Raw genomic sequence first — 22,417 nt, forward strand, 5'->3', positions numbered from 1 at the left:
TAGAATGTTAATAAAGATTACATATTAAAAGCAGAGGAGAATGTGCATGCTGAAATGGGATGAACTACCTCAGGAGATGCAATTGAGCGAGGTAAAACCATACTACCAGCTCGTCTCTGGAAGAAAAGGTTCACTGATTCTCAAGCGTTGTCTAGACTTGTTTCTAGCCTTGGTCTTGTTAATCTTGACTTCACCCGTATTTCTGATTCTAAGCATTTGGATCAAGCTAGATAGCAAAGGTCCAGTTATTTACAAGCAGGTGCGGGTAACCCAGTACAACCGACATTTCAAGATTTGGAAATTCCGTACCATGGTGACGGATGCGGACAAGAAAGGAAGTTTAGTAACTTCTGCGAATGACAGCCGCATCACCAAGGTTGGAAATTTCATTCGCCGTGTTCGTTTGGATGAACTTCCGCAATTGGTCAATGTCCTCAAAGGGGAGATGTCCTTTGTGGGAACTCGTCCAGAAGTACCACGTTATACAGAGCAGTACAGCCCTGAAATGATGGCTACCTTGCTCTTGCCAGCAGGGATTACATCGCTTGCCAGCATTAACTATAAGGACGAGGATGCTATTATCAGTCAAATGACTGCAAAAGGTATGACGGTTGACCAGGCCTATGTCGAAAGAGTCCTACCAGAAAAGATGCACTATAATCTAGCCTACCTACGTGATTTTAATTTCTTCGGGGATATTAAGATCATGTTCCAGACTGTATTTGAAGTTTTAAAATAAGTAGTCGCAAGATTGAAACCAATCAAAGGAGTAAAACAATGACAAAGTATAATATTCCATTTTCACCACCTGATATTACCGAAGCAGAAATTGCGGAAGTAGCAGATACCCTCCGTTCTGGTTGGATCACAACAGGTCCAAAGACAAAAGAATTAGAACGTCGTCTATCTATCTATACTCAGACACCTAAGACAGTCTGCCTCAACTCTGCAACAGCAGCTCTTGAATTGATTTTGCGCGTGCTTGAAGTGGGACATGGTGATGAAGTTATCGTTCCAGCTATGACTTATACAGCATCATGTAGCGTTATCACTCACGTAGGTGCTACACCAGTTATGGTTGATATCCAAGGTGATACCTTTGAAATGGACTATGACAAGCTTGAGCAAGCAATTACTGAGAAGACTAAGGTTATTATCCCGGTTGAACTTGCAGGGATTATCTGTGACTATGAACGTTTGTTCCAAGTTGTTGAGAAAAAACGTGACCTATTTACAGCTACTAGCAAGTGGCAAAAAGTCTTTAACCGAATCGTTGTTGTCTCAGATAGCGCCCATGCTTTGGGTTCAACCTACAAGGGACAACCAGCCGGTTCAATCGCTGACTTTACATCATTCTCTTTCCATGCAGTCAAGAACTTTACAACTGCTGAGGGAGGAAGTGCCACTTGGAAAGCCAATCCAGCGATTGACGATGAAGAAATGTACAAGGAATTCCAAATCCTTTCCCTTCATGGTCAAACAAAAGATGCGCTTGCTAAGATGCAGCTAGGCTCATGGGAATACGATATTGTAACACCAGCCTACAAGTGCAACATGACAGACATCATGGCTTCACTTGGTCTAGTTCAGCTAGATCGTTATCCTGGCTTACTACAACGTCGTAAAGATATCGTGAATCGCTATGACCGTGGATTTGCAGGAACTCGTATTCACCCATTGGCTCATAAGACAGATACTGTTGAATCTTGTCGTCACCTTTACATTACCCATGTAGAAGGTGCGAGCCTCGAAGAGCGCAATCAAATCATTCAAGAATTGGCTAAGGCAGGAATTGCAAGTAATGTTCATTACAAACCGCTTCCGCTTTTGACAGCTTATAAGAATCTTGGGTTTGACATGGCAGATTATCCAAAGGCCTATGCCTACTTTGTAAACGAGATTACACTACCACTTCATACCAAATTAACAGATGAAGAAGTGGATTATATCATTGAGACCTTTGTCAGAGTTTCCGAACAAATTCTTGCTTCTTCAAAAAACTAATAAAAAAATTAGTAAAAAATGAACGAAAACGGTTGACAAAGGAAAAACAATAACATATAATTAACTCAACAAATCAGAAAAGTAGTTATTTTTGATCTTCAGGGAGCCTGTGGTTACTGCGAACAGGTGGTTGGAACTAGTGAAATTGGGCTGATTTTAAAAATGAATTTGAAACAATGAAAATTCGGTAGGCACACCTTACAGTGCAACTTGTTGTTAGACAAGGCAGAGATGTAAAGGGGATAATCTCTTTACAATTGAGGTGGTACCGCGTTACAGACGCCCTCACACAGAGTTGTTCTCTGTGTGTGGGCTTTTTCATATTTTAGAATAATAGAAAAGAGGAAAAATTTTATGACAACAAAAGGCTATTTCGGACAATTTGGTGGTAGTTTTGTACCAGAACCAATTCAGGTTTTACTAGATGAATTGGAAGTGACTTTTGAAAAATACAAGGATGATCCAGAGTTTTTAGCTGAGTTTCGCCATTACTTGAAAGATTATTCAGGTCGCGAAACACCGCTCTATTTTGCAGAAAGTTTGACAGAGCACCTAGGTGGGGCTAAGATTTATCTCAAGCGAGAAGATCTTAACCATCTGGGTTCTCACAAGCTCAACAACGTTTTAGGACAAATCCTTCTTGCTAAACGCATGGGTAAAAAACGTGTCATTGCTGAAACAGGAGCTGGCCAGCACGGTGTTGCGACAGCTGCAGCGGCAGCCAAATTTGGTATGGCATGTGATGTCTACATGGGGGCAGAAGATGTGGAGCGTCAACGTCTAAATGTCTTCCGTATGGAGATGATGGGAGCAACTGTTCACGCAGTTGAAACTGGTACTCGTACCCTCAAAGATGCGGTTGACGCAGCCTTTGGAGCATGGATGAATGACCTTGAAGCCTTCTACGTTTTAGGTTCGGCTGTAGGTCCTCACCCTTATCCAACGATTGTTCATGAGTTCCAAAAAGTGATTAGTGAAGAATCTCGTCGTCAAATTTTGGAAAAAGAAGGACGTCTGCCAGACTACGTCATTGCCTGTGTGGGTGGTGGTTCCAATGCCATCGGAGCTTTTTCACAGTATGTAGCTGATGAAGAAGTAAAATTGGTTGGGGTAGAAGCTGCTGGTCACGGTTTAGATACCGACAAACACGCAGCAACTATGACCAAGGGTAGTGTCGGAATTGTCGATGGAATGAAGACCTATGCAATCTTTAAGGAAGATGGAGAGCTGGCGCCAGTTTACTCTATCTCAGCAGGTTTGGACTATCCAGGGGTTGGACCAGAACACGCCTTCTTTAAAGACTCTGGTCGTGTAGAATATGTTGCAGCGACTGATGAAGAAGCTGTCCAAGCCTTGCTTTTACTTAGCAAGACTGAAGGAATTATCCCAGCTATTGAAAGCTCCCATGCCATCGCAGAAGCAGTCAAACGAGCACCAAAACTAAGTAAAGATGAGATTATCATTATCAATGTTTCTGGTCGTGGAGACAAGGACGTAGCTGCTATTGCAGACTACCTTGAAGCTAAAAAATAAAAGATGGAAAAGATACAGAGATTTCTCTCTCAGAGAGCTTGTGGTTGCTGAAAACAAGCAGAGAAAGCTGTAAGGTTGGGTCCGTCTGAAATGAGAGAAGAAAACATGATTCTCAAGGGAGTGCCCTTTATCGCACAACCTGTTACAGGAAGGTTCTGAGACAGGATTGAGAGATAGGAGAAATCCTATAATTGAGGTGGCACCGCGAATTTCGTCCTCACGCAAGTTATTTTGCGTGGGGATTTTTTGTAGAATCACCACAGGATTTAAGAAGAACTGAAAGGGAAATTACAATGGAACGAATCATTCATGGAGATGTTTTATCACCAATTTTGGCTTATATGCGCTTGAAGGGACAACACAAGGTTATACTTGAAAGTATCCCAAGAGAAAAGGAAAATGCTCGATTTTCTATTTTGGCTTATAATCCAGTTTTTGAGATTAAGTTTGAGAATGGAGTCCTATATCAAAATGGCCGAGTGATTGATCGTGACCCTTTGGATTTCCTTTATGAAGTGACTCATAAAAGCAATCACCATTCAGACCTACCTTTTGGTGGTGGAGCGATTGGCTTTGTTGGTTACGACATGATTTCTCTTTACGAAGAGATTGGCCAGCTTTCTGAGGATACGATTGGGACACCAGATATGCATTTCTTCGTATATGAGAGTTATATAGTTTTTGACCACAAGAAAGAAAAGATTCATATCATCGAGGATGCTCTCTACAGTAATCGTAGCAATGATGAGCTAGAAGCGGCTTTGGATCAAGTTTTAGAGGAGTTAAAAATCCTAGCATCAAATGAATTTGAAGATTTGGACCTTTCTCCACTTCAGTTTAGACCACATATTGCACCTCAGAAATTTGAAGAAATGGTAGAAACAGCTCGTGACTTGATTCGCAATGGAGATATGTTCCAATGCGTACTCAGTCAACGTTTCTCCGCAGAAGTAACTGGAAATCCTTTTGACTTCTACAGAAATCTCCGAGTGACAAATCCATCAAATTACCTCTACTTTTACGACTTTGGAGATTATCAAATCATCGGTGCCAGTCCTGAGAGCTTGGTTTCCGTCAAGAATGGCATCGTGACAACCAATCCAATTGCAGGTACGCGACCTAGAGGTGCCAATGATGAGGAAGATGCAGCACTTGCAAGTGATCTACTTTCTGATGAAAAGGAGACGGCAGAACACCGAATGCTAGTGGACCTAGGACGCAATGATATCGGTCGAATTGCTGAGACAGCAAGTGTCCAAGTAACCAAGTATATGGAAGTGGAACTTTTCCGCTATGTCATGCATTTGACTAGCGTGGTTAAAGGACGTTTGCTTCCAGAACTGACTGCCATGGATGCCTTGAAAGCGACTTTTCCGGCAGGAACAGTTTCTGGGGCCCCTAAGATTCGTGCTATGAAACGCATCTATGAGTTGGAAACAGAGAAACGAGGCGTTTATGCCGGGGCTATCGGCTACCTTTCAGCAACTGGAGATATGGACTTTGCCATTGCAATTCGAACCATGATTCTAAAAAATAAAACAGCCTATGTGCAGGCTGGTGCAGGAATTGTTTATGATTCCATCGCTCAGAATGAATACCAAGAAACCATTAACAAAGCTAAATCTATGACTAGAATGGGAGAACTAAGACCATGATTTTACTGATTGATAATTATGATTCATTTACCTATAACCTAGCCCAATACATCGGGAATTTCGCAGAAGTTCAGGTTTTGAGAAATGATGATCCAAACCTTTATGAAGAAGCTATAAAGGCAGATGGACTAGTCTTTTCTCCTGGTCCAGGTTGGCCAGCTGATGCTGGGAAGATGGAAGAAATGATTCGTGATTTTGCAGGTAAGAAACCGATTCTAGGGATTTGTTTGGGGCACCAAGCCATCGCAGAAGTCTTTGGTGGCAAGTTAGGCTTGGCTCCAAAAGTCATGCATGGCAAGCAGAGTCAGATTCGATTTGAGACTCCTTCAGTTCTCTATCAAGGAATCGAGGATAATCGTCCAGTCATGCGTTACCACAGTATTTTAATTGAAGAGATGCCAGAAGAGTTTGAAGTGACAGCTCGTTCGACAGATGACCAAGCTATTATGGGGATTCAACACAAAACCTTGCCGATTTATGGCTTGCAGTATCATCCAGAAAGTATTGGAACGCCAGATGGCTTATCTTCTATTCAGAATTTTATCGAGAAAGTTGTAAAGTGAGGAAGACAAAATGAAAGAAATTATTGAAAAATTAGCGAACTTTGAAGACCTATCAAGTGTTGAAATGACAGATGTGATCGAACGCATCGTAACAGGGCGAGTGACAGAAGCACAAATCGCTTCTCTACTGTTAGCCCTCAAGATGAAGGGAGAAACACCTGAGGAAAGAACAGCCCTCGCCCAAGTTATGAGAGGACATGCTCAACACATTCCAACCAATATTCAAGATGCTATGGATAACTGTGGTACGGGTGGAGATAAGTCATTTAGCTTTAACATCTCAACAACTGCAGCCTTTGTCTTGGCAGGTGGTGGAATCCATATGGCTAAACATGGCAATCGTTCAATTTCCTCTAAATCTGGTTCAGCAGATGTCTTGCAAGCTTTGGGAATCAATATTGACCTCAAGCCAGCACAATTGGGTAAGGTATTTGACCAAACAGGAATCGTCTTTCTCTTTGCCAAAAACATGCACCCAGCTATGAAATATATTATGCCAGCACGTTTGGAATTGGGAATTCCAACCATCATGAATTTGACAGGTCCACTCATTCACCCAATGATCTTGGAAACACAGCTTCTAGGAATTAGTCGTCCAGAACTTCTAGAAAGTACAGCTCAGGTTTTGAAAAACATGGGTCGCAAACGTGCTATCGTAGTAGCTGGTCCAGAAGGATTAGATGAGGCTGGTTTGAATGGTACTACCAACATTGCCCTTCTTGAAAATGGTGAAATCACTTTGTCAACCTTTACTCCAGAAGATTTGGGAATGGAACGCATTGCCATTGAGGACATTCGTGGAGGAAATGCTCATGAGAATGCAGCCATTCTTGTTAGCGTTCTCAATAACGAACCAAGTCCATTCTTGGAAACAACAGTCTTAAATGCTGGCCTTGGTTTTTATGCCAATGGTAAGGTAGATAGTATCAAAGACGGAGTTGAAATGGCACGCCAAGTGATTGCCAGTGGTAAGGCCCTTGAAAAACTCAGACTATTACAGGAGTACCAAAAATGAGTCAGGAATTTTTGTCACGTATCTTAGATCAGAAGGCGCGTGAAGTTGAAAAGATGGAACGAGAGGAACTTCAGCCCTTGCGTGAAAGCTATCGCTTAGCTGAATATTTGAAAAACCATCAAGAACGTCTGCAAATTATTGCAGAGGTCAAGAAGGCGAGCCCAAGTTTAGGGGATATTAATCTGGATGTGGATATCGTTCAACAGGCCCAGACTTACGAGGCTAACGGCGCTGTTATGATTTCTGTTCTGACAGATGAAGTTTTCTTTAAAGGTCATTTGGATTATCTGCGTGAGATTTCCAGTCAGGTACAGATTCCGACGCTGAACAAGGATTTTATTATCGATGAAAAGCAAATCATCCGAGCTCGCAATGCAGGTGCGACAGTTATCTTGCTCATCGTAGCGGCTTTATCAGAAGAACGCCTCAAGGAACTGTATGACTATGCGACAGAGCTTGGTCTAGAAGTGTTGGTGGAAACTCATAATCTAGCGGAGCTAGAAGTTGCCCACCGTCTTGGCGCTCAAATTATTGGTGTGAATAATCGTAATTTGACTACCTTTGAAGTTGACTTGCAGACTAGTGTAGACTTGTCCAAACACTTCAAGGATGATTGCTTGTATATTTCTGAATCTGCCATTTTTACAGGAGAGGATGCGAAACGAGTTGCACCCTACTTTAACGGAATTTTGGTGGGAACAGCCCTCATGCAAGCAGAAGATGTCGCCCAGAGAATCAAGGAGTTGCAGATTGACAAAGGTTAAGATTTGTGGACTATCGACCAAAGGAGCAGTAGAAACAGCTGTGTCAGCTGGAGCAGACTACATCGGTTTTGTCTTTGCTCCTAGCAAAAGACAGGTGACCTTGGGACAGGCTGCGGAGCTGGCAACACTCATTCCTGTTAATGTAAAAAAGGTTGGCGTATTTGTTTCACCAAGTCGGGAAGAATTACTAGAAGCGATTGAAAAGGTTGGCTTGGACTTAGTTCAAATTCATGGTCAGGTGGCGGATGATTTGTTTGTGGATTTGCCTTGTGCCAGCATTCAGGCTGTTCAGGTGGATGGAGATGGTCATGTACCAAGTTCACAGGCAGATTATCTACTCTTTGATGCCCCTGTGGCAGGAAGTGGTCAAACCTTTGACTGGGGGCAACTGGATACGACAGAACTATCTCAGTCTTTCTTCATCGCAGGCGGGCTCAATGAGGATAATGTAGAAGAAGCAATTCAACACTTTACTCCCTTTGCAGTAGATGTATCAAGTGGTGTAGAGACAGACGGCCAAAAAGATCATGAAAAGATTAGAAGATTTATAGAGAGGGTTAAGCATGGCATATCAAGAACCAAATAAAGAAGGATTTTACGGAAAATTCGGTGGACGTTTTGTCCCAGAAACATTGATGACGGCAGTATTGGAGTTGGAAGAAGCTTATCGTGAAAGTCAGGCAGATCCAAGTTTCCAAGAAGAGTTAAACCAACTTTTGCGCCAATATGTAGGTCGTGAAACACCTCTTTACTACGCAAAAAACTTGACCCAGCATATCGGCGGAGCCAAGATTTACCTCAAACGTGAAGACCTCAACCATACAGGTGCACACAAGATTAACAATGCCTTGGGACAAGTTTTACTGGCTAAACGTATGGGCAAAAAGAAAATTATTGCTGAAACAGGTGCCGGTCAGCACGGTGTAGCAACTGCAACAGCTGCAGCCCTTTTTAACATGGAATGTACTATCTATATGGGTGAGGAAGATGTTAAACGCCAAGCCCTCAATGTCTTCCGTATGGAACTTTTGGGAGCCAAGGTGGAAGCTGTAACAGATGGTTCGCGCGTGCTCAAAGACGCGGTCAATGCAGCCCTTCGTTCATGGGTAGCCAACATCGATGATACCCACTATATCCTTGGTTCTGCCTTGGGACCTCATCCTTTTCCAGAAATTGTGCGTGATTTCCAAAGTGTTATCGGTCGAGAGGCTAAACAACAGTACCGTGACTTGACAGGGCAAGATTTGCCAGATGCCCTAGTAGCCTGTGTTGGTGGAGGTTCTAATGCTATCGGTCTTTTCCATCCATTTGTGGAAGATGAATCTGTAGCTATGTATGGAGCTGAAGCGGCAGGACTTGGTGTGGATACAGAGCATCACGCAGCTACCTTGACCAAGGGTCGCCCAGGAGTTCTTCACGGTTCTCTCATGGATGTTCTCCAAGATGCCCACGGACAAATCTTAGAAGCCTTCTCTATCTCAGCAGGTTTGGACTACCCAGGTATTGGTCCTGAACATTCTCACTACCACGATATCAAACGTGCGACCTATGTTCCTGTGACAGATGAGGAAGCCTTGGAAGGCTTCCAACTCTTGTCTCGTGTGGAAGGGATTATCCCAGCTTTGGAGTCTAGTCACGCTATCGCCTTTGCGGTGAAATTAGCCAAAGAACTTGGTCCAGACAAGTCTATGATTGTCTGTCTATCAGGTCGCGGGGACAAGGATGTAGTTCAAGTCAAGGACCGTTTGGAAGCAGACGCAGCAAAGAAGGGAGAAGCTCATGCCTAAGACACTAACAGAAAAACTGAACGCTATCAAGGCAACCGGAAAGGGAATTTTTGTTCCCTATATCATGGCTGGAGACCATGAAAAAGGATTAGATGGTCTCGCTGAAACAATTCACTTTTTAGAAGATTTGGGTGTGTCTGCTATTGAAGTGGGAGTTCCTTTCTCAGACCCAGTTGCAGATGGTCCAGTTATCGAAGAAGCAGGCTTGCGCAGTCTAGTTCGCGGAACCTCTACCCAGGCTCTGGTTGAAACTTTGAAGACTATTGAAACAGAAGTTCCACTTGTTATCATGACCTACTTTAACCCCCTCTTTCAGTACGGTATTGAGAAATTTGTCAAAGACCTTTCTGATACAGCGGTTAAGGGTTTGATTATTCCAGATCTCCCTCATGAACATGCTAATTTTGTAGAGCCCTTTTTAGCAAATACAGACATTGCTTTGATTCCACTTGTTAGCTTGACGACAGGAATTGAGCGTCAAAAAGAACTCATTGAGGGAGCTGAAGGTTTTGTTTATGCAGTTGCCATTAACGGGGTGACAGGGAAATCAGGCAATTATCGAGATGATTTGGACAAGCACTTGGCTCAACTGCGTCAAGTGGCTGACATTCCAGTATTGACAGGGTTTGGTGTATCTACACAGGATGATGTAGAACGATTTAATGCAGTATCAGACGGCGTCATCGTCGGTTCCAAGATTGTTAAGGCTCTACATGAAGGAAAAGTAGCAGAAATCGCTGACTTTATCCGAGAAGCAGTAGCTTACCCAGAATAATCATACAGCTAGCAAATAAGAGGAAAGGCACGAATGGGAGTCTTTCCTTGTTCTTTTGTAGGAGAAAAGCTAGAATGCCAGTTGTAGAAGCGAACTGTATCAAAATTAGTAATTCTGTCAGACTAAAGATAAGCGCACAAGAGGCTAGAAAGAGAAAATCCCCTGCACCTATGCGGATATCGATTAAGTGAGCCAAAATTCCCAGAATAAGAAAGAAAATCATAACTAGATTCCAACCATAGCAAACCATGAGAATTAGGTGAAAGGTCAGCCAGACTAGCAAAGGATATTCTTGATGTCGAAGGTCATAGATGCTCAAAGTCAAGCCAGCAGTGACTAGGATGACTTGACTCAGAGTTAGAAATCCCAAAGACCCAGCTAGAAAGACAAGTCCTAACCCCAACTCCAAAAGGGCATACCAGAAAGGATATCGAACCTTGCAATAGCGGCAGCGAAAGCGATTGAATATCTGGGACACAATTGGAATCAAATCCAGTGGTTTCAAGGGAGTCTGACAAGAATCACAGTGACTAGCAGGAAAGATAATAGACTGCTCAGGAAAGCGGTCAATGACAAGACCTAGAAAGGAAGCAAAAATAGCTCCAACAAGAAAAAAGTAAAGGTGAATCATACTTATTAATTCGGAAAAAATAAGAGAAAGAGTATAATAGTTGGATAAAGGAGAAATTTTAGGAGCAAATATGAAAATTCACTTTGAAAAAGGACTTCAGATAGAAAATGCCCAACTCATTTGTCGCTGGTCTAATGCTTTGGGAGAAAGTTTTCAGAAGCAATGGATGGGACCTAAAATTTCTTATCCCTTGATTGTCCAATCCTTACAAAAGCTGGAAGGAATTTTTTCCATTTTTGCTGAAGAAGAGTTTGTAGGTGTCATCCAGAAAATAAGGCTAGAAGACAGGAATCTTCATATCGGGAGATTTTTTATCAATCCCCAGAAACAGGGGCAGGGGTTAGGTAGCCAGGCTTTAAGGAAATTTGTTAGTTTGGTCTTTGAAAATGAAGACATAGATACTATTTCTCTAAATGTCTACGAGGCAAATCAAACAGCTTATAATCTTTACCAAAAGGAAGGATTTGAAATCGTTCAAATGGTTGAAGTACCTGTACGAAAATATATAATGAGAAAATCGAGGTAAGGACTAGTTGATATCTAAAACTGCACCCGTACAATTTTTGGTTTTCAAACTTGTTGCAGAGAAATTTTCTTGATAAAATAGATACATGACTAGATATAAAGCAATCATTTCCTATGATGGCTACGCCTTTGCTGGCTTTCAACGGCAACCACACGCGCGTAGTGTCCAAGAGGAAATTGAAAAAACTTTAACCAAATTAAATAAAGGGCAGGCCATTACCATCCATGGTGCAGGGCGAACGGATAGTGGTGTTCATGCGCTAGGGCAGGTTATCCACTTTGATCTTCCCTATCAGATGGATGAGGAAAAGCTTCGCTTTGCTCTCGATACTCAAAGTCCTGAAGATATAGATGTCATTTCGATTGAGGTAGTGGCTGATGATTTTCATTGCCGTTATGCCAAGCATAGCAAGACCTACGAGTTTATCGTGGATAGAGGGCGTCCTAAAAATCCTATGAGACGTCATTATACCACCCACTATCCCTATCCACTAGATGTGGAACGCATGCAAAAGGCTGTGAAGAAATTAGAAGGAACCCATGATTTCACCGGTTTTACTGCTGCCGGAACAAGTGTGGAGGACAAGGTAAGAACGATCACGGAAGCCAGTCTTAGGGTTGACGAGACCGGTCAATTTTTGACCTTTACTTTCTCTGGCAATGGCTTCCTCTATAAGCAGATTCGAAATATGGTCGGGACCTTGCTGAAAATTGGTAATAATCGGATGCCCATTGAGCAGATTGACCTGATTTTGGAGAAAAAAGACAGACAGTTGGCAGGTCCAACTGCAGCACCCAATGGTTTGTATTTGAAGGAGATTCGTTATGAAGAATAATCGTATTTTAGCACTTTCAGGAAATGATATTTTTAGTGGTGGTGGACTAGCTGCTGACCTTGCGACCTATACTTTAAATGGTCTGCATGGTTTTGTGGCCATGACCTGCTTGACTGCCTTGACGGAAAATGGTTTTGAAGTCTTTCCGACAGATGAGACTATTTTCCAACAACAGCTGGATAGTCTTAAGAACGTGGACTTTGGAGGGATTAAGATTGGCCTCTTACCGACTGTTGGTGTTGCTGAGAAAGCTCTTAACTTTATCAAGGAACGCGCAGGAGTTCCAGTGGTATTGGATCCAGTTCTCGTTTGTAAGGAAACGCATGATGTTGCTGTCAGCGAGCTCTGTCAAGAGTTGATTCGCTTTTTCCCTTATGTGACTGTAGTTACTCCTAACCTTCCTGAGGCAGAATTACTTGCAGACCAAAAGATAGAAACCTTGGATGATATGAAAGCTGCAGCTCAGAAATTACATGACTTAGGAGCACCAGCAGTCATTATTAAAGGTGGGAATCGCCTCAGTCAAGATAAGGCATTAGATGTATTTTATGATGGAAAGAACTTTACAGTTTTGGAAAATCCTGTTATTGAAGGACAAAATGCAGGTGCTGGTTGTACCTTTGCCTCAAGCATTGCTAGTCAGTTAGTCAAGGGAGAGGAGCTCTTACCAGCAATTGAGAGTTCTAAAGCCTTTGTTTATTGTGCTATCGCACAAGCAGATCAATATGGAGTAAGACAGTATGAAGCAAACCAAAACAAGTAAAATCGCCCTATTATCAATACTGACTGCCCTATCGGTAGTTTTAGGTTATATTGTCAAAATCCCAACTCAAACAGGAATCTTAACTCTTTTAGATGCTGGAATCTTTTTCACTGCTTTTTATTATGGAAAACGAGAGGGAGCTATTGTGGGAGGTCTAGGAGGTTTCATTATTGACCTGATCTCAGGCTATCCTCATTGGATGTTCTTCAGCTTGCTTTTCCATGGTTTGCAGGGTTACTTTGCAGGTTTTAAAGGAAAATGGCAGTGGCTTGGATTAGTTTTAGCAACTTTTCTCATGGTAGCTGGATATGCATGTGCGACATCTTGGATGAAAGGTTGGGGTGTAGCTCTGACAGATATTCCTCACAATTTGTTGCAGAATTTTGTTGGAATGATTGTTGGCTATCTTCTCCATCAGAGTATTAAGAAAATTAGTAAGCAGTAAAAAGGAATCTTCCCTAGGAACTCTTGAAAAAGCTCTGATTTTTTGCTAAAATGAAAGCTATGAAAACACTCTACGATGTGCAACAATTTCTCAAACAGTTCGGTATTCTTGTCTATATGGGCAAACGTCTTTATGACATTGAATTAATGAAGATTGAACTATCACGAATTTATGATGCAGGCTTGATGGATAAGCTGGATTATCTAGAAGCGGAGGCTGTTCTTCGCAGAGAGCACAAACTAGAATTAGATTATTTAGAAAAAAATGGAGATTAGATATTATGGTAACTTGGGTATTATGGGGACTTGTAGTGGTGATGTTGGCATGGATGGGATACAACTATCTTCGTATTCGCCGTGCAGCAAAAATTGTAGACAATGCAGAGTTTGAGTCTTTGATTCGTACCGGTCAGTTGATTGACTTGCGTGATCCGTCAGACTTCCACAGAAAACATATCCTCGGAGCTCGTAATATTCCTTCAAACCAATTGAAGACAAGTCTTGCAGCGCTTCGTAAGGACAAGCCTGTACTTCTTTATGAAAACCAACGTGCACAACGGGTTACCAATGCAGCACTTTTCTTGAAAAAACAAGGTTTCTCAGAAATTTATATCCTTTCTTACGGATTGGATTCTTGGACAGGAAAAGTTAAGACTAGCTAATAATGTGAAATAAAGTTGTCACATATGTTTAATATACAGTTCTAGCTTTTTATGATATAATTAATTTGTATTAAATTTAAGGAGTTTTTTATTATGCAAGAAAAGAAAAAAGCCTCACTTGTTTTAGGTATTCTATCTATCGTCCTTGGTTTGCTATCTCCAATCGTAGGACTTATTTTGGGGATTATTGGCCTTGTCTTGGCTAATTCACATCAAAATCAATCTGGACTAGTGTATAAAACAGAAAAAATTCTCAATATCGTAGGGATTGTCATTTCTGTACTTAACTGGATTGCAGGACTTATCTTAATGATGCATTAATCAGGGTTCTAACAAAAAAAGCTTTAGTTTTAAAGCTTTTTTTGTTTGATCCAATCTTCTCGAAATAGGTATGAATCATTCTAATGCTTCTTGACTCAGGTGCAAGTTTACATACAGCAAAATTGATTACACCATAGATAAAATCTCTTTATATGGTATAATGAATCTGTGATAAATTTAAGGAGTTTTTATAATATGAATACACAAGAAAAGAAAAAAACTTCATTTGTTTTAGGTATCATATCTATCATAGCTGCCTTTGGATTTCCAGTGTTAAGTATTATTTTTGGTATTTTTGGTTTGGTCTTGGCACATTCGCATCAAAAAGAGTCTGGACTAGACTATAAGACAGAAAAAATTCTCTCTATTTTAGGGCTTGTGTTAGGGCTTGTCATTTCTGCACTTTTTTGTATCGTATTAATCTCACAACTTTCGAGAATTAATTAAAGAGTTTGGGACAAAAATTCTAGCCTCTCAATTGTCTATGGATTGTCGAGCAAGACGCAGTGGTTGAGTGGGCTCTACTACGCTGATTTCATCAGCTTTTACAGCCCTACTCAACTGTGCGGAGGTGGGACGACGAAATCGAATTCTAACGAATTACCGATTTCTGTCCCACTCTCTTTTTTGTTTTATCCACTTTTCTCTAGGTAGTTTTTTATGATTTCCAATTCCTCTTGGTTCAAGGGACGGTATTGCCCCTCTGCTAGCTCTGAATCTAATGTGAAATCCCCAAACTGAACTCGTTTGAGAGCAGTGACCTTGACACCGACTGAGAGGAACATTTTTTTAACCTGATGAAATTTTCCTTCAGAGATGGTGATAGTGGCTCTGCTGAGACTAGGACTTGAAGATAGAATCTCAAGTTGAGCAGGTTTACAGCTAGTTCCATCTAAAAAGATAATCCCATCTTTGAATTGTTGGATGTGATCGGATAAGAGCGGTCCATTGACTTCAACTTGATAAGTTTTATCGACATGATATTGAGGGTGGAGAAGTTGAAAACCTAGAGGGCCATTATCTGTTAGGAGGAGCAACCCTGTCGTATCTCTATCCAATCGACCAATTGCGTAAAGATGAGCCGACTGGAGGTGTTGAGGTAGTAAGTCCATAACCGTTGGGAGCTTCTTGTCCTTGCTTGCTGTCACGACACCATTTGGTTTGTGAAGCATGAGATAGGTGTGCTCATATCCTTGGATTTTTCTACCCTGAAAAATCAACTCTTGTAATCCCGTATCAACATTCTGTGCAAGGGAAGTAGCAGGGACTCCATCTATTAAGATTTCTTTTTTGATAAGAGCCTGTTTCATGGCTTTTCGACTGATTTTTTCCTGGGCTAATAAATTATCTAAACGCATACCAGCCTATCTTATCACAAGTCAGGATTTTTGAAAAGAAAAGATAAGTCATGAATTTTCTTTTGAAAACATTTACACTTACTTGAGTTAAGTCATTTGCTTAAAATTGTGGTATAATTGCTCAGTTAGAAAATAAATTTTTGAATATAACAGAGGAAATCATGACAAAATTAAGAGAAGATATCCGTAATATCGCGATTATCGCCCACGTCGACCACGGGAAAACAACCCTCGTTGACGAATTATTAAAACAATCTGAAACTCTTGACGCACGTACAGAATTAGCTGAGCGTGCAATGGACTCAAACGATATTGAAAAAGAGCGTGGAATTACTATCCTTGCGAAAAATACAGCCGTTGCCTACAACGGAACTCGTATCAACATCATGGATACACCAGGACACGCGGACTTCGGTGGAGAAGTTGAGCGTATCATGAAAATGGTTGATGGTGTTGTTTTGGTCGTAGATGCTTACGAAGGAACCATGCCACAGACTCGTTTCGTATTGAAAAAAGCGTTGGAACAAGATCTTGTGCCTATCGTTGTAGTTAACAAAATCGATAAGCCATCAGCTCGTCCAGCAGAAGTAGTGGATGAAGTTTTGGAACTTTTCATCGAACTTGGTGCAGATGATGATCAGCTTGACTTCCCAGTAGTCTATGCTTCAGCGATCAACGGAACATCTTCATTATCAGATGATCCAGCAGACCAAGAAAAGACTATGGCGCCAATCTTTGACACCATTATCGACCACATTCCAGCTCCGGTTGATAACTCTGATGAGCCTCTTCAATTCCAAGTGTCACTTCTTGACTACAATGACTTCGTAGGACGTATTGGTATCGGACGTGTCTTCCGTGGTACAGTCAAGGTTGGGGACCAAGTTACCCTTTCTAAACTTGACGGAACAACCAAGAACTTCCGTGTTACAAAACTCTTTGGTTTCTTTGGTTTGGAACGTCGTGAAATCCAAGAAGCTAAGGCTGGTGATTTGATTGCCGTATCAGGTATGGAAGACATTTTCGTTGGGGAAACAATCACTCCAACAGATGCAGTTGAAGCTCTTCCAGTTCTTCACATCGATGAACCAACTCTTCAAATGACTTTCTTGGTTAATAACTCACCATTTGCTGGTCGTGAAGGAAAATGGGTGACTTCTCGTAAGGTTGAAGAACGTCTTCAAGCTGAGTTACAAACAGACGTATCTCTTCGTGTAGACCCAACAGACTCACCAGATAAATGGACGGTTTCAGGACGTGGGGAATTGCACTTGTCAATCCTTATCGAGACTATGCGTCGTGAAGGTTATGAGCTTCAAGTGTCTCGTCCAGAAGTTATCGTAAAAGAAATTGACGGTGTCAAATGTGAACCATTTGAACGCGTGCAAATCGACACACCAGAAGAATACCAAGGTTCTGTTATCCAAAGCCTTTCTGAGCGTAAGGGTGAAATGTTGGATATGATTGCAACAGGTAATGGTCAAACTCGTTTGGTCTTCCTAGTTCCTGCGCGTGGTTTGATTGGATACTCAACTGAGTTCTTGTCAATGACTCGTGGTTACGGAATCATGAACCATACCTTCGATCAATACTTGCCATTGATTCCAGGTGAAATCGGTGGACGTCACCGTGGTGCTCTTGTTTCTATCGATGCTGGTAAGGCTACAACTTACTCTATCATGTCTATCGAAGAACGTGGTACTATCTTTGTCAACCCAGGTACCGAGGTTTACGAAGGAATGATCATCGGTGAAAACTCTCGTGAAAATGACTTGACTGTTAATATCACGAAAGCAAAACAAATGACCAACGTTCGTTCAGCTACTAAGGACCAAACAGCAGTTATCAAAACTCCTCGTATCTTGACGCTTGAAGAATCACTTGAGTTCTTGAATGATGATGAATACATGGAAGTAACGCCTGAATCAATCCGTTTGCGTAAGCAAATTCTCAACAAGGCAGAGCGCGAAAAAGCAAACAAAAAGAAAAAATCAGCTGAATAAGAGCTAGAAAGAGATAAAGATGGTCTATTTAATCATAGGGATTTTATTACTCTTACTCTATATCTTTGCGACCCCTCAAAGTATCAAGGGAACAGTCAACGTTGTTATTCTGGTTTTTGGACTTGTTGCCCTCTTGATTTTGTTGATGCTATCTGCACTTCAGATCCTTCAACTTCCAGCTGAAATCTTTATTACATTGGGAATGCTGGCTCTTACTTACTTTAGTTTGAGAGACATCAGTCTCATGTCGATTCGAAAGAAGCGCGAAAATTAAATCTATTCATAACAAAAAACTTCTATCGGCAACTCAGTTGCTGATAGAAGTTTTTATTTGTTACTGTTTTTGTCAGAATAACGGTTGTAGAAATCTACTTTTATCTGGATAAAATGCTCTAATTCACGAAAGAGTTGTAGAAGCGTAGCCCGTGTCTCAAACTCTTCTCTAGTTTTAGGGAGAGATCGATTGCGAAACACCTCTAGGTAGCTCTCAATATCATTCAATAAGTTATAGGCTGGATTGGTTTGACTCAATTGACTAGCTGTTTTTGAAAAGAGCTGAGCGACAATCAAACTCTCACTAGCGGCTAGTTGGCATGTGTTGATCTGTTGAGCCATATTTCTTAAGATACGAGTTTGTCTTTGTCGCATCTCAAAGTAGTGGATATGATAGTCTGTCTGGTGAAAGAGATGGTCAGAATGATCGAGGTAAACTAACTTAAGAGCATCCTCAAGTAGTTGATCAAGTTCATTGACTAGTTGAGCCTGATTACGGCCATCTCCTCTTTTTAGATAGTAAGAAAGCCGTAGAAGAACATCTCTGAGTTTTTCTTCAACAAGAGTATGATAATGTTGAATTTCTTTTTCACGTGAAGGCATATAGAGATTGACCAGAAGCGCAAAGCCAGTACCGATTAGGAAGAGTAAGAGCTCATTCAGTAAAAGTGCTGGTGCTGTTGATTGTTGGATTAAGAGATGGCTAACCAAGACGCTACTTGGAGTGATTCCAATTTCCCAACTCAGTTTATAGGCTAGAGGAACGTAGATTGCTAAGTAAAGCCCAAAGCTCCAGATATGATAACCAGTTAGTTGAAAGGCGATAACACCGATTGTCAGAGCTAGCAAGGTTGAAAAAAGTCTATTACGAGCTAGTTTGATAGTGCTTCTTCGCGTATCAGATAGACTTAAGATAGCAATGATACCAGCTGATACAGCTGATGACAAATCAAAAAAGTAGGCTAGTAAACAAGCAAAACAAGTTGCTAGGACTAGTTTTAAAGTACGTTGTGTGATAGACATAGAATACTTTCCGAATGAATAATAGTTATACTACATATTATAAAAGGAATTTCAAATAGGTCAAGCCTTCCGACTTGCATATTCTGCAACGGCAGTAAAGAGAACATCTGTCGAAGAGTTGAGGGCTGTTTCACAAGAGTCTTGTACAACACCAATGACAAAACCGACTGCAACAACTTGCATAGCAATATCGTTGCTAATACCAAAGAGACTGCAGGCAACAGGGATGAGTAGAAGGGAACCGCCGGCAATTCCAGAAGCTCCGCAGGCAGAGATTGCTGCGACAATACTGAGTACAAAAGCAGTTGCAAAATCAACTGAAATCCCCAGGGTGTTAACAGCAGCCAAGGTTAAAATGTTAATGGTAATTGCTGCTCCAGCCATATTAATGGTTGAGCCTAATGGGATAGAGACTGTATAGGTATCTGGATTAAGACCGAGATCTTCACAGAGTTTCATATTAACAGGGATATTTGCAGCAGAGCTACGAGTAAAAAATGCTGTTACACCGCTGATACGTAGACATTTCAAAACTAGTGGATAGGGATTTCTCTTCATGAATAAAAAGGCAATCAGTGGATTGATGACTAGAGCCACTAAAAGCATAGTGGCAATTAAAAGCCCTAGTAAAACACCATAGTTGGTTAGGCTGGCAATCCCCTGGTCTGAAATGGTTTGAAAGACTAATCCGAGAATACCAAAAGGAGCTAGATTAATAATCCAACCAACAATCTTAGAAACAACATCCGACATGGTTTTCAAAAGATCTTTGCTGTGACTACTAGCTTCTCTCATAGCAATTCCAAAGACAATAGCCCAAGATAGGATGCCGATGTAATTAGCTTGGATGATTGCATTTAGAGGATTATCAACTAATTTTAATAGAAGATTACTGAGAACCTGTCCGATACCATCTGGTGAAGTTGCTTCCGTTGTTGTGGCTGTTACTAAGTTAATCTGAATAGGAAAGAGAAAGCTAATGAAAACTGCCACAAGAGCAGCTGCAAAAGTTCCAAGTAAATACAAAAGTATAACGGTTTTTATATTTGTAGTTTTTCCTTTTCGATGTTGAGAAATAGCATTAGCGACAAGGAAAAATACTAAAATAGGGGCGATTGCTTTGAGTCCACCGACAAAAAGATCACCTAGGAGTCCAATCCCTGGCATATTGGGGAAAAGTAATCCAAGTAAAGTTCCAAGAAGCATTCCAATTAGGATTCGTTTGATAAGACTTGACTTGTTCCAGGCATTAATGATTCTTGTCATACACATCTCCTTTTTTGAGTAATAGTAACGATTATAGTATAAATATACTTGAAAATCAAGCAAAATGTAAATTTACATAATGAAAGCGCATATTTATAAATATCTTGTCTCTATCGTTTTATGGTATAATGGATAAAAGGAGTTTTACATGCAAGAATTTTTTAAAAGTTATTTTAATAAGCTAGATTTAACAACGGTATTTGAGAATCTTTTAACGAAAGTGATTTCTCTTTTAATTTTATTTGTGCTATTTTACATAGCTAAACAGCTTCTCCACGCAGCTGTCAAGAAAATTGTCAAGCCTTCACTTAAGTATTCAAATCGTGATGCAGGACGACAAAAGACAATCTCGCGTTTATTAGAAAATATTTTTAATTACACCCTTTATTTCTTTTTAGTTTACTGCATTTTGTCTATCCTAGGACTTCCTGTATCCAGTTTACTAGCTGGTGCTGGGATTGCCGGAGTTGCAATTGGTATGGGGGCGCAGGGCTTCTTATCAGATGTTATCAATGGCTTCTTTATTCTCTTTGAACGCCAGTTGGATGTAGGAGATGAAGTTGTTTTGACAAATGGTCCCATTACTGTATCGGGAAAAGTAGTTAGTGTCGGCATTCGAACCACTCAACTAAGAGGTGAAGACCAGGCTCTCCACTTTGTTCCCAACCGTAATATTACCGTGGTTAGCAATTTTTCAAGAGATGAGTTGAACTGAAATTTTACTTGATTTATGGTACAATAGAGGGAGTTTGACAGAGGAGAAATGATGGTTTTAGATAAACAATTAGGAAATGGTTGTACCTGGATAAATCTTGATATCGAAAAAATTAAAAATCTTGAAGATTTATCTGAAATCTATGGTTTGGATAAGGAAACCATCGAATATGCTCTGGATAGAAATGAAAGAGCCCACATGGATTATAACCGTGAGAATGGGACTGTGACCTTTATTTATAATGTTCTTGACCTAGAAAAAGACAAGGAATACTATGAAGCGATTCCCATGACCTTTATCGTTGAAAAACAACGAATCATCACAATCAGCAATCATAAGAATGCCTATGTGATTGAACGTATGCTAACTTATCTGAAAACTCATGAAATTATTTCGATTTACAAGTTTCTCTTTGCTGGTTTAGAGATTATCAGTAACGCCTATTATCCAATCATTGAAAAGATGGATAAGAGTAAAGATGAAGTCAACAGCTTACTTCGTCAGAGAACAACAAAGAAAAATCTCTTCGCCCTCTCGGACTTGGAGACTGGTATGGTTTACTTAACAGCAGCGGCAAAACAAAATCGACTCCTCTTAGAACATATCCAGGGCCATGCTCTTTATCGGAGATTTAATGAAGTCGAACGAGAGCAGTTTGATGATGCAATGATTGAAGCCCATCAGTTGGTGTCTATGACAGACTTGATTTCTCAAGTCTTGCAACAACTCTCATCTTCTTACAACAACATCCTAAACAATAACCTGAATGATAGTTTGACAGTTTTGACTATTATCTCCGTCTTACTAGCAGTACTTGCGGTTATTACAGGTTTCTTCGGAATGAATGTTCCTCTACCATTTACAGAAGAGCCCAATGCTTGGATTTATATCTTAATGGCTAGCTTGATTTTATGGGCAGCCTTATCTCAATGGCTGAAGAAAATTACTAGAAAATAAAAGAGAAGGAGCCAGAATGGCAATTGAACATTACATGCCAGATTTTGCTGTGGAAGCAGTATATGATTTGACAGTAGAAAGCCTGCAAAAACAGGAAATAAAAGCTGTTTTGGTGGATTTGGACAACACTCTGATTGCTTGGAATAACCCTGATGGGACTCCAGAAATGAAGCAGTGGTTACACGACCTTCGTGATGCTGGTATTCGTATTATCGTGGTGTCTAACAACTCTAAAAAACGAGTTCAACGTGCGGTTGAAAAATTTGGGATTGACTATGTTTATTGGGCTTTGAAGCCCTTTACTTTCGGGATTGATCGTGCCATGAAGGAATTCCACTATGAGAAAAACGAAGTGGTTATGGTTGGGGATCAACTCATGACAGACATTCGTGCAGCTCACCGTGCAGGAATTCGCTCGATTTTGGTTAAACCCTTGGTGCGGCACGATTCCATCAAAACGCAAATCAACCGAGCTCGTGAACGTCGTGTTATGAAGCAAATCACTGAAAAGTACGGACCTATTACTTATAAAAAAGGAATTTAA

Annotated in this window: 27 protein-coding genes and 2 other annotated features; of the genes, 23 read left to right on the forward strand and 4 right to left on the reverse strand. The window is 40.8% G+C overall.

Annotation, left to right across the window (positions count from 1 at the left end; all coding sequences use genetic code 11):
• Window positions 1–46 precede the first annotated feature (46 nt).
• The 10 genes from AC3E9F_RS07130 to trpA all read left to right on the forward strand — a co-directional run bounded on the left by AC3E9F_RS07130 (window position 47) and on the right by trpA (window position 10,096).
• A complete protein-coding gene (locus AC3E9F_RS07130) occupies window positions 47–739 on the forward strand; it encodes a sugar transferase (RefSeq protein ID WP_006149937.1) in 693 nt (230 codons plus the stop codon).
• A gap of 38 nt (window positions 740–777) precedes the next feature.
• A complete protein-coding gene (locus AC3E9F_RS07135) occupies window positions 778–2,004 on the forward strand; it encodes a DegT/DnrJ/EryC1/StrS family aminotransferase (RefSeq protein ID WP_263394444.1) in 1,227 nt (408 codons plus the stop codon).
• A gap of 65 nt (window positions 2,005–2,069) precedes the next feature.
• Window positions 2,070–2,294: a binding site (T-box leader), on the forward strand.
• A gap of 64 nt (window positions 2,295–2,358) precedes the next feature.
• On the forward strand, window positions 2,359–3,537 hold the full coding sequence (gene trpB, locus AC3E9F_RS07140; RefSeq protein WP_490672959.1) for a tryptophan synthase subunit beta: 1,179 nt from the start codon (window positions 2,359–2,361) through the stop codon (window positions 3,535–3,537).
• Window positions 3,534–3,759 (forward strand) — a binding site (T-box leader). It overlaps the preceding gene by 4 nt.
• A gap of 71 nt (window positions 3,760–3,830) precedes the next feature.
• A complete protein-coding gene (gene trpE / locus AC3E9F_RS07145) occupies window positions 3,831–5,192 on the forward strand; it encodes an anthranilate synthase component I (protein WP_490672960.1) in 1,362 nt (453 codons plus the stop codon).
• On the forward strand, window positions 5,189–5,755 hold the full coding sequence (locus AC3E9F_RS07150) for an aminodeoxychorismate/anthranilate synthase component II (protein ID WP_490672961.1): 567 nt from the start codon (window positions 5,189–5,191) through the stop codon (window positions 5,753–5,755). The genes trpE and AC3E9F_RS07150 overlap by 4 nt, the downstream gene beginning before the upstream one ends.
• A 10-nt stretch (window positions 5,756–5,765) precedes the next feature.
• The gene (trpD, locus tag AC3E9F_RS07155) at window positions 5,766–6,770 is read left to right on the forward strand and encodes an anthranilate phosphoribosyltransferase (RefSeq protein WP_263394447.1); all 1,005 of its coding nucleotides are present in this window, start codon (window positions 5,766–5,768) and stop codon (window positions 6,768–6,770) included.
• Window positions 6,767–7,534: an indole-3-glycerol phosphate synthase TrpC gene (gene trpC / locus AC3E9F_RS07160; protein ID WP_263394448.1), complete on the forward strand. Its 768-nt coding sequence runs from the start codon at window positions 6,767–6,769 to the stop codon at window positions 7,532–7,534. Before trpD ends, trpC begins: the two co-directional genes overlap by 4 nt.
• Window positions 7,521–8,120, forward strand: coding sequence for a phosphoribosylanthranilate isomerase (locus AC3E9F_RS07165; RefSeq protein ID WP_263394449.1), 600 nt, complete (start codon window positions 7,521–7,523; stop codon window positions 8,118–8,120). The genes trpC and AC3E9F_RS07165 overlap by 14 nt, the downstream gene beginning before the upstream one ends.
• Window positions 8,098–9,321 (forward strand): tryptophan synthase subunit beta, encoded by a 1,224-nt coding sequence (gene trpB, locus AC3E9F_RS07170; RefSeq protein ID WP_006149843.1) that lies wholly within the window; start codon window positions 8,098–8,100, stop codon window positions 9,319–9,321. The genes AC3E9F_RS07165 and trpB (AC3E9F_RS07170) overlap by 23 nt, the downstream gene beginning before the upstream one ends.
• Window positions 9,314–10,096, forward strand: a complete 783-nt coding sequence (trpA, locus tag AC3E9F_RS07175; protein ID WP_263394450.1) for a tryptophan synthase subunit alpha — start codon at window positions 9,314–9,316, stop codon at window positions 10,094–10,096. The genes trpB (AC3E9F_RS07170) and trpA overlap by 8 nt, the downstream gene beginning before the upstream one ends.
• Here trpA and AC3E9F_RS07180 read toward each other — a convergent pair.
• Window positions 10,065–10,727, reverse strand: a complete 663-nt coding sequence (locus tag AC3E9F_RS07180; protein ID WP_263394451.1) for a prepilin peptidase — start codon at window positions 10,725–10,727, stop codon at window positions 10,065–10,067. The two genes, trpA and AC3E9F_RS07180, sit on opposite strands and share 32 nt — an antisense overlap.
• Before the next feature lie 70 nt (window positions 10,728–10,797).
• On the opposite strand from AC3E9F_RS07180, the gene AC3E9F_RS07185 reads away from it, so the two are divergent.
• From AC3E9F_RS07185 to AC3E9F_RS07220, 8 genes are all read left to right on the forward strand, one after another.
• Window positions 10,798–11,253: a GNAT family N-acetyltransferase gene (locus AC3E9F_RS07185; RefSeq protein ID WP_263394452.1), complete on the forward strand. Its 456-nt coding sequence runs from the start codon at window positions 10,798–10,800 to the stop codon at window positions 11,251–11,253.
• An 85-nt stretch (window positions 11,254–11,338) separates the two neighbouring features.
• On the forward strand, window positions 11,339–12,088 hold the full coding sequence (gene truA / locus AC3E9F_RS07190) for a tRNA pseudouridine(38-40) synthase TruA (RefSeq protein ID WP_263394453.1): 750 nt from the start codon (window positions 11,339–11,341) through the stop codon (window positions 12,086–12,088).
• Complete coding sequence (locus AC3E9F_RS07195; protein WP_263394454.1) at window positions 12,078–12,851, forward strand: bifunctional hydroxymethylpyrimidine kinase/phosphomethylpyrimidine kinase; 774 nt, start codon at window positions 12,078–12,080, stop codon at window positions 12,849–12,851. The genes truA and AC3E9F_RS07195 overlap by 11 nt, the downstream gene beginning before the upstream one ends.
• The gene (locus AC3E9F_RS07200; protein WP_263394455.1) at window positions 12,829–13,296 is read left to right on the forward strand and encodes an ECF transporter S component; all 468 of its coding nucleotides are present in this window, start codon (window positions 12,829–12,831) and stop codon (window positions 13,294–13,296) included. The genes AC3E9F_RS07195 and AC3E9F_RS07200 overlap by 23 nt, the downstream gene beginning before the upstream one ends.
• Window positions 13,297–13,346: 50 nt before the next feature.
• Window positions 13,347–13,571 carry a YqgQ family protein gene (locus AC3E9F_RS07205; RefSeq protein WP_024053574.1) on the forward strand — a complete coding sequence of 75 codons (225 nt, stop codon included), beginning with the start codon at window positions 13,347–13,349 and terminating at the stop codon, window positions 13,569–13,571.
• A gap of 5 nt (window positions 13,572–13,576) precedes the next feature.
• Window positions 13,577–13,957, forward strand: a complete 381-nt coding sequence (locus AC3E9F_RS07210) for a rhodanese-like domain-containing protein (protein ID WP_263394456.1) — start codon at window positions 13,577–13,579, stop codon at window positions 13,955–13,957.
• A gap of 93 nt (window positions 13,958–14,050) precedes the next feature.
• Complete coding sequence (locus AC3E9F_RS07215; RefSeq protein ID WP_263394457.1) at window positions 14,051–14,278, forward strand: DUF4190 domain-containing protein; 228 nt, start codon at window positions 14,051–14,053, stop codon at window positions 14,276–14,278.
• A gap of 195 nt (window positions 14,279–14,473) precedes the next feature.
• A complete protein-coding gene (locus AC3E9F_RS07220) occupies window positions 14,474–14,725 on the forward strand; it encodes a hypothetical protein (protein ID WP_263394458.1) in 252 nt (83 codons plus the stop codon).
• Between the two features lie 185 nt (window positions 14,726–14,910).
• Here AC3E9F_RS07220 and AC3E9F_RS07225 read toward each other — a convergent pair whose 3' ends face one another.
• Entirely contained in the window at window positions 14,911–15,636 is a 726-nt protein-coding gene (locus AC3E9F_RS07225; protein ID WP_263394459.1) for a pseudouridine synthase, read from the reverse strand.
• A 161-nt stretch (window positions 15,637–15,797) separates the two neighbouring features.
• On the opposite strand from AC3E9F_RS07225, the gene typA reads away from it, so the two are divergent.
• Both typA and AC3E9F_RS07235 read left to right on the forward strand, forming a co-directional pair.
• Entirely contained in the window at window positions 15,798–17,639 is a 1,842-nt protein-coding gene (typA, locus tag AC3E9F_RS07230; RefSeq protein ID WP_178894671.1) for a translational GTPase TypA, read from the forward strand.
• A gap of 19 nt (window positions 17,640–17,658) precedes the next feature.
• Window positions 17,659–17,913, forward strand: a complete 255-nt coding sequence (locus AC3E9F_RS07235; RefSeq protein ID WP_263394460.1) for a DUF3165 family protein — start codon at window positions 17,659–17,661, stop codon at window positions 17,911–17,913.
• A gap of 53 nt (window positions 17,914–17,966) precedes the next feature.
• Here AC3E9F_RS07235 and AC3E9F_RS07240 read toward each other — a convergent pair whose 3' ends face one another.
• Window positions 17,967–18,935, reverse strand: a complete 969-nt coding sequence (locus tag AC3E9F_RS07240) for an aromatic acid exporter family protein (RefSeq protein ID WP_490672962.1) — start codon at window positions 18,933–18,935, stop codon at window positions 17,967–17,969.
• A gap of 60 nt (window positions 18,936–18,995) precedes the next feature.
• Entirely contained in the window at window positions 18,996–20,201 is a 1,206-nt protein-coding gene (sstT, locus tag AC3E9F_RS07245; protein ID WP_490672963.1) for a serine/threonine transporter SstT, read from the reverse strand.
• A gap of 148 nt (window positions 20,202–20,349) precedes the next feature.
• On the opposite strand from sstT, the gene AC3E9F_RS07250 reads away from it, so the two are divergent.
• Genes AC3E9F_RS07250 through AC3E9F_RS07260 form a run of 3 tightly spaced genes read left to right on the forward strand, consistent with a single transcriptional unit; the run spans window position 20,350 to window position 22,417 of the window.
• On the forward strand, window positions 20,350–20,916 hold the full coding sequence (locus AC3E9F_RS07250; protein ID WP_006152683.1) for a mechanosensitive ion channel family protein: 567 nt from the start codon (window positions 20,350–20,352) through the stop codon (window positions 20,914–20,916).
• 51 nt (window positions 20,917–20,967) lie between these two features.
• A complete protein-coding gene (locus AC3E9F_RS07255) occupies window positions 20,968–21,873 on the forward strand; it encodes a magnesium transporter CorA family protein (protein WP_247912921.1) in 906 nt (301 codons plus the stop codon).
• 16 nt (window positions 21,874–21,889) lie between these two features.
• Window positions 21,890–22,417, forward strand: a complete 528-nt coding sequence (locus AC3E9F_RS07260; protein WP_263394463.1) for a YqeG family HAD IIIA-type phosphatase — start codon at window positions 21,890–21,892, stop codon at window positions 22,415–22,417.

The sequence above is a fragment of the Streptococcus sp. SCPM-O-B-15277 (M60) genome (assembly GCF_058200335.1).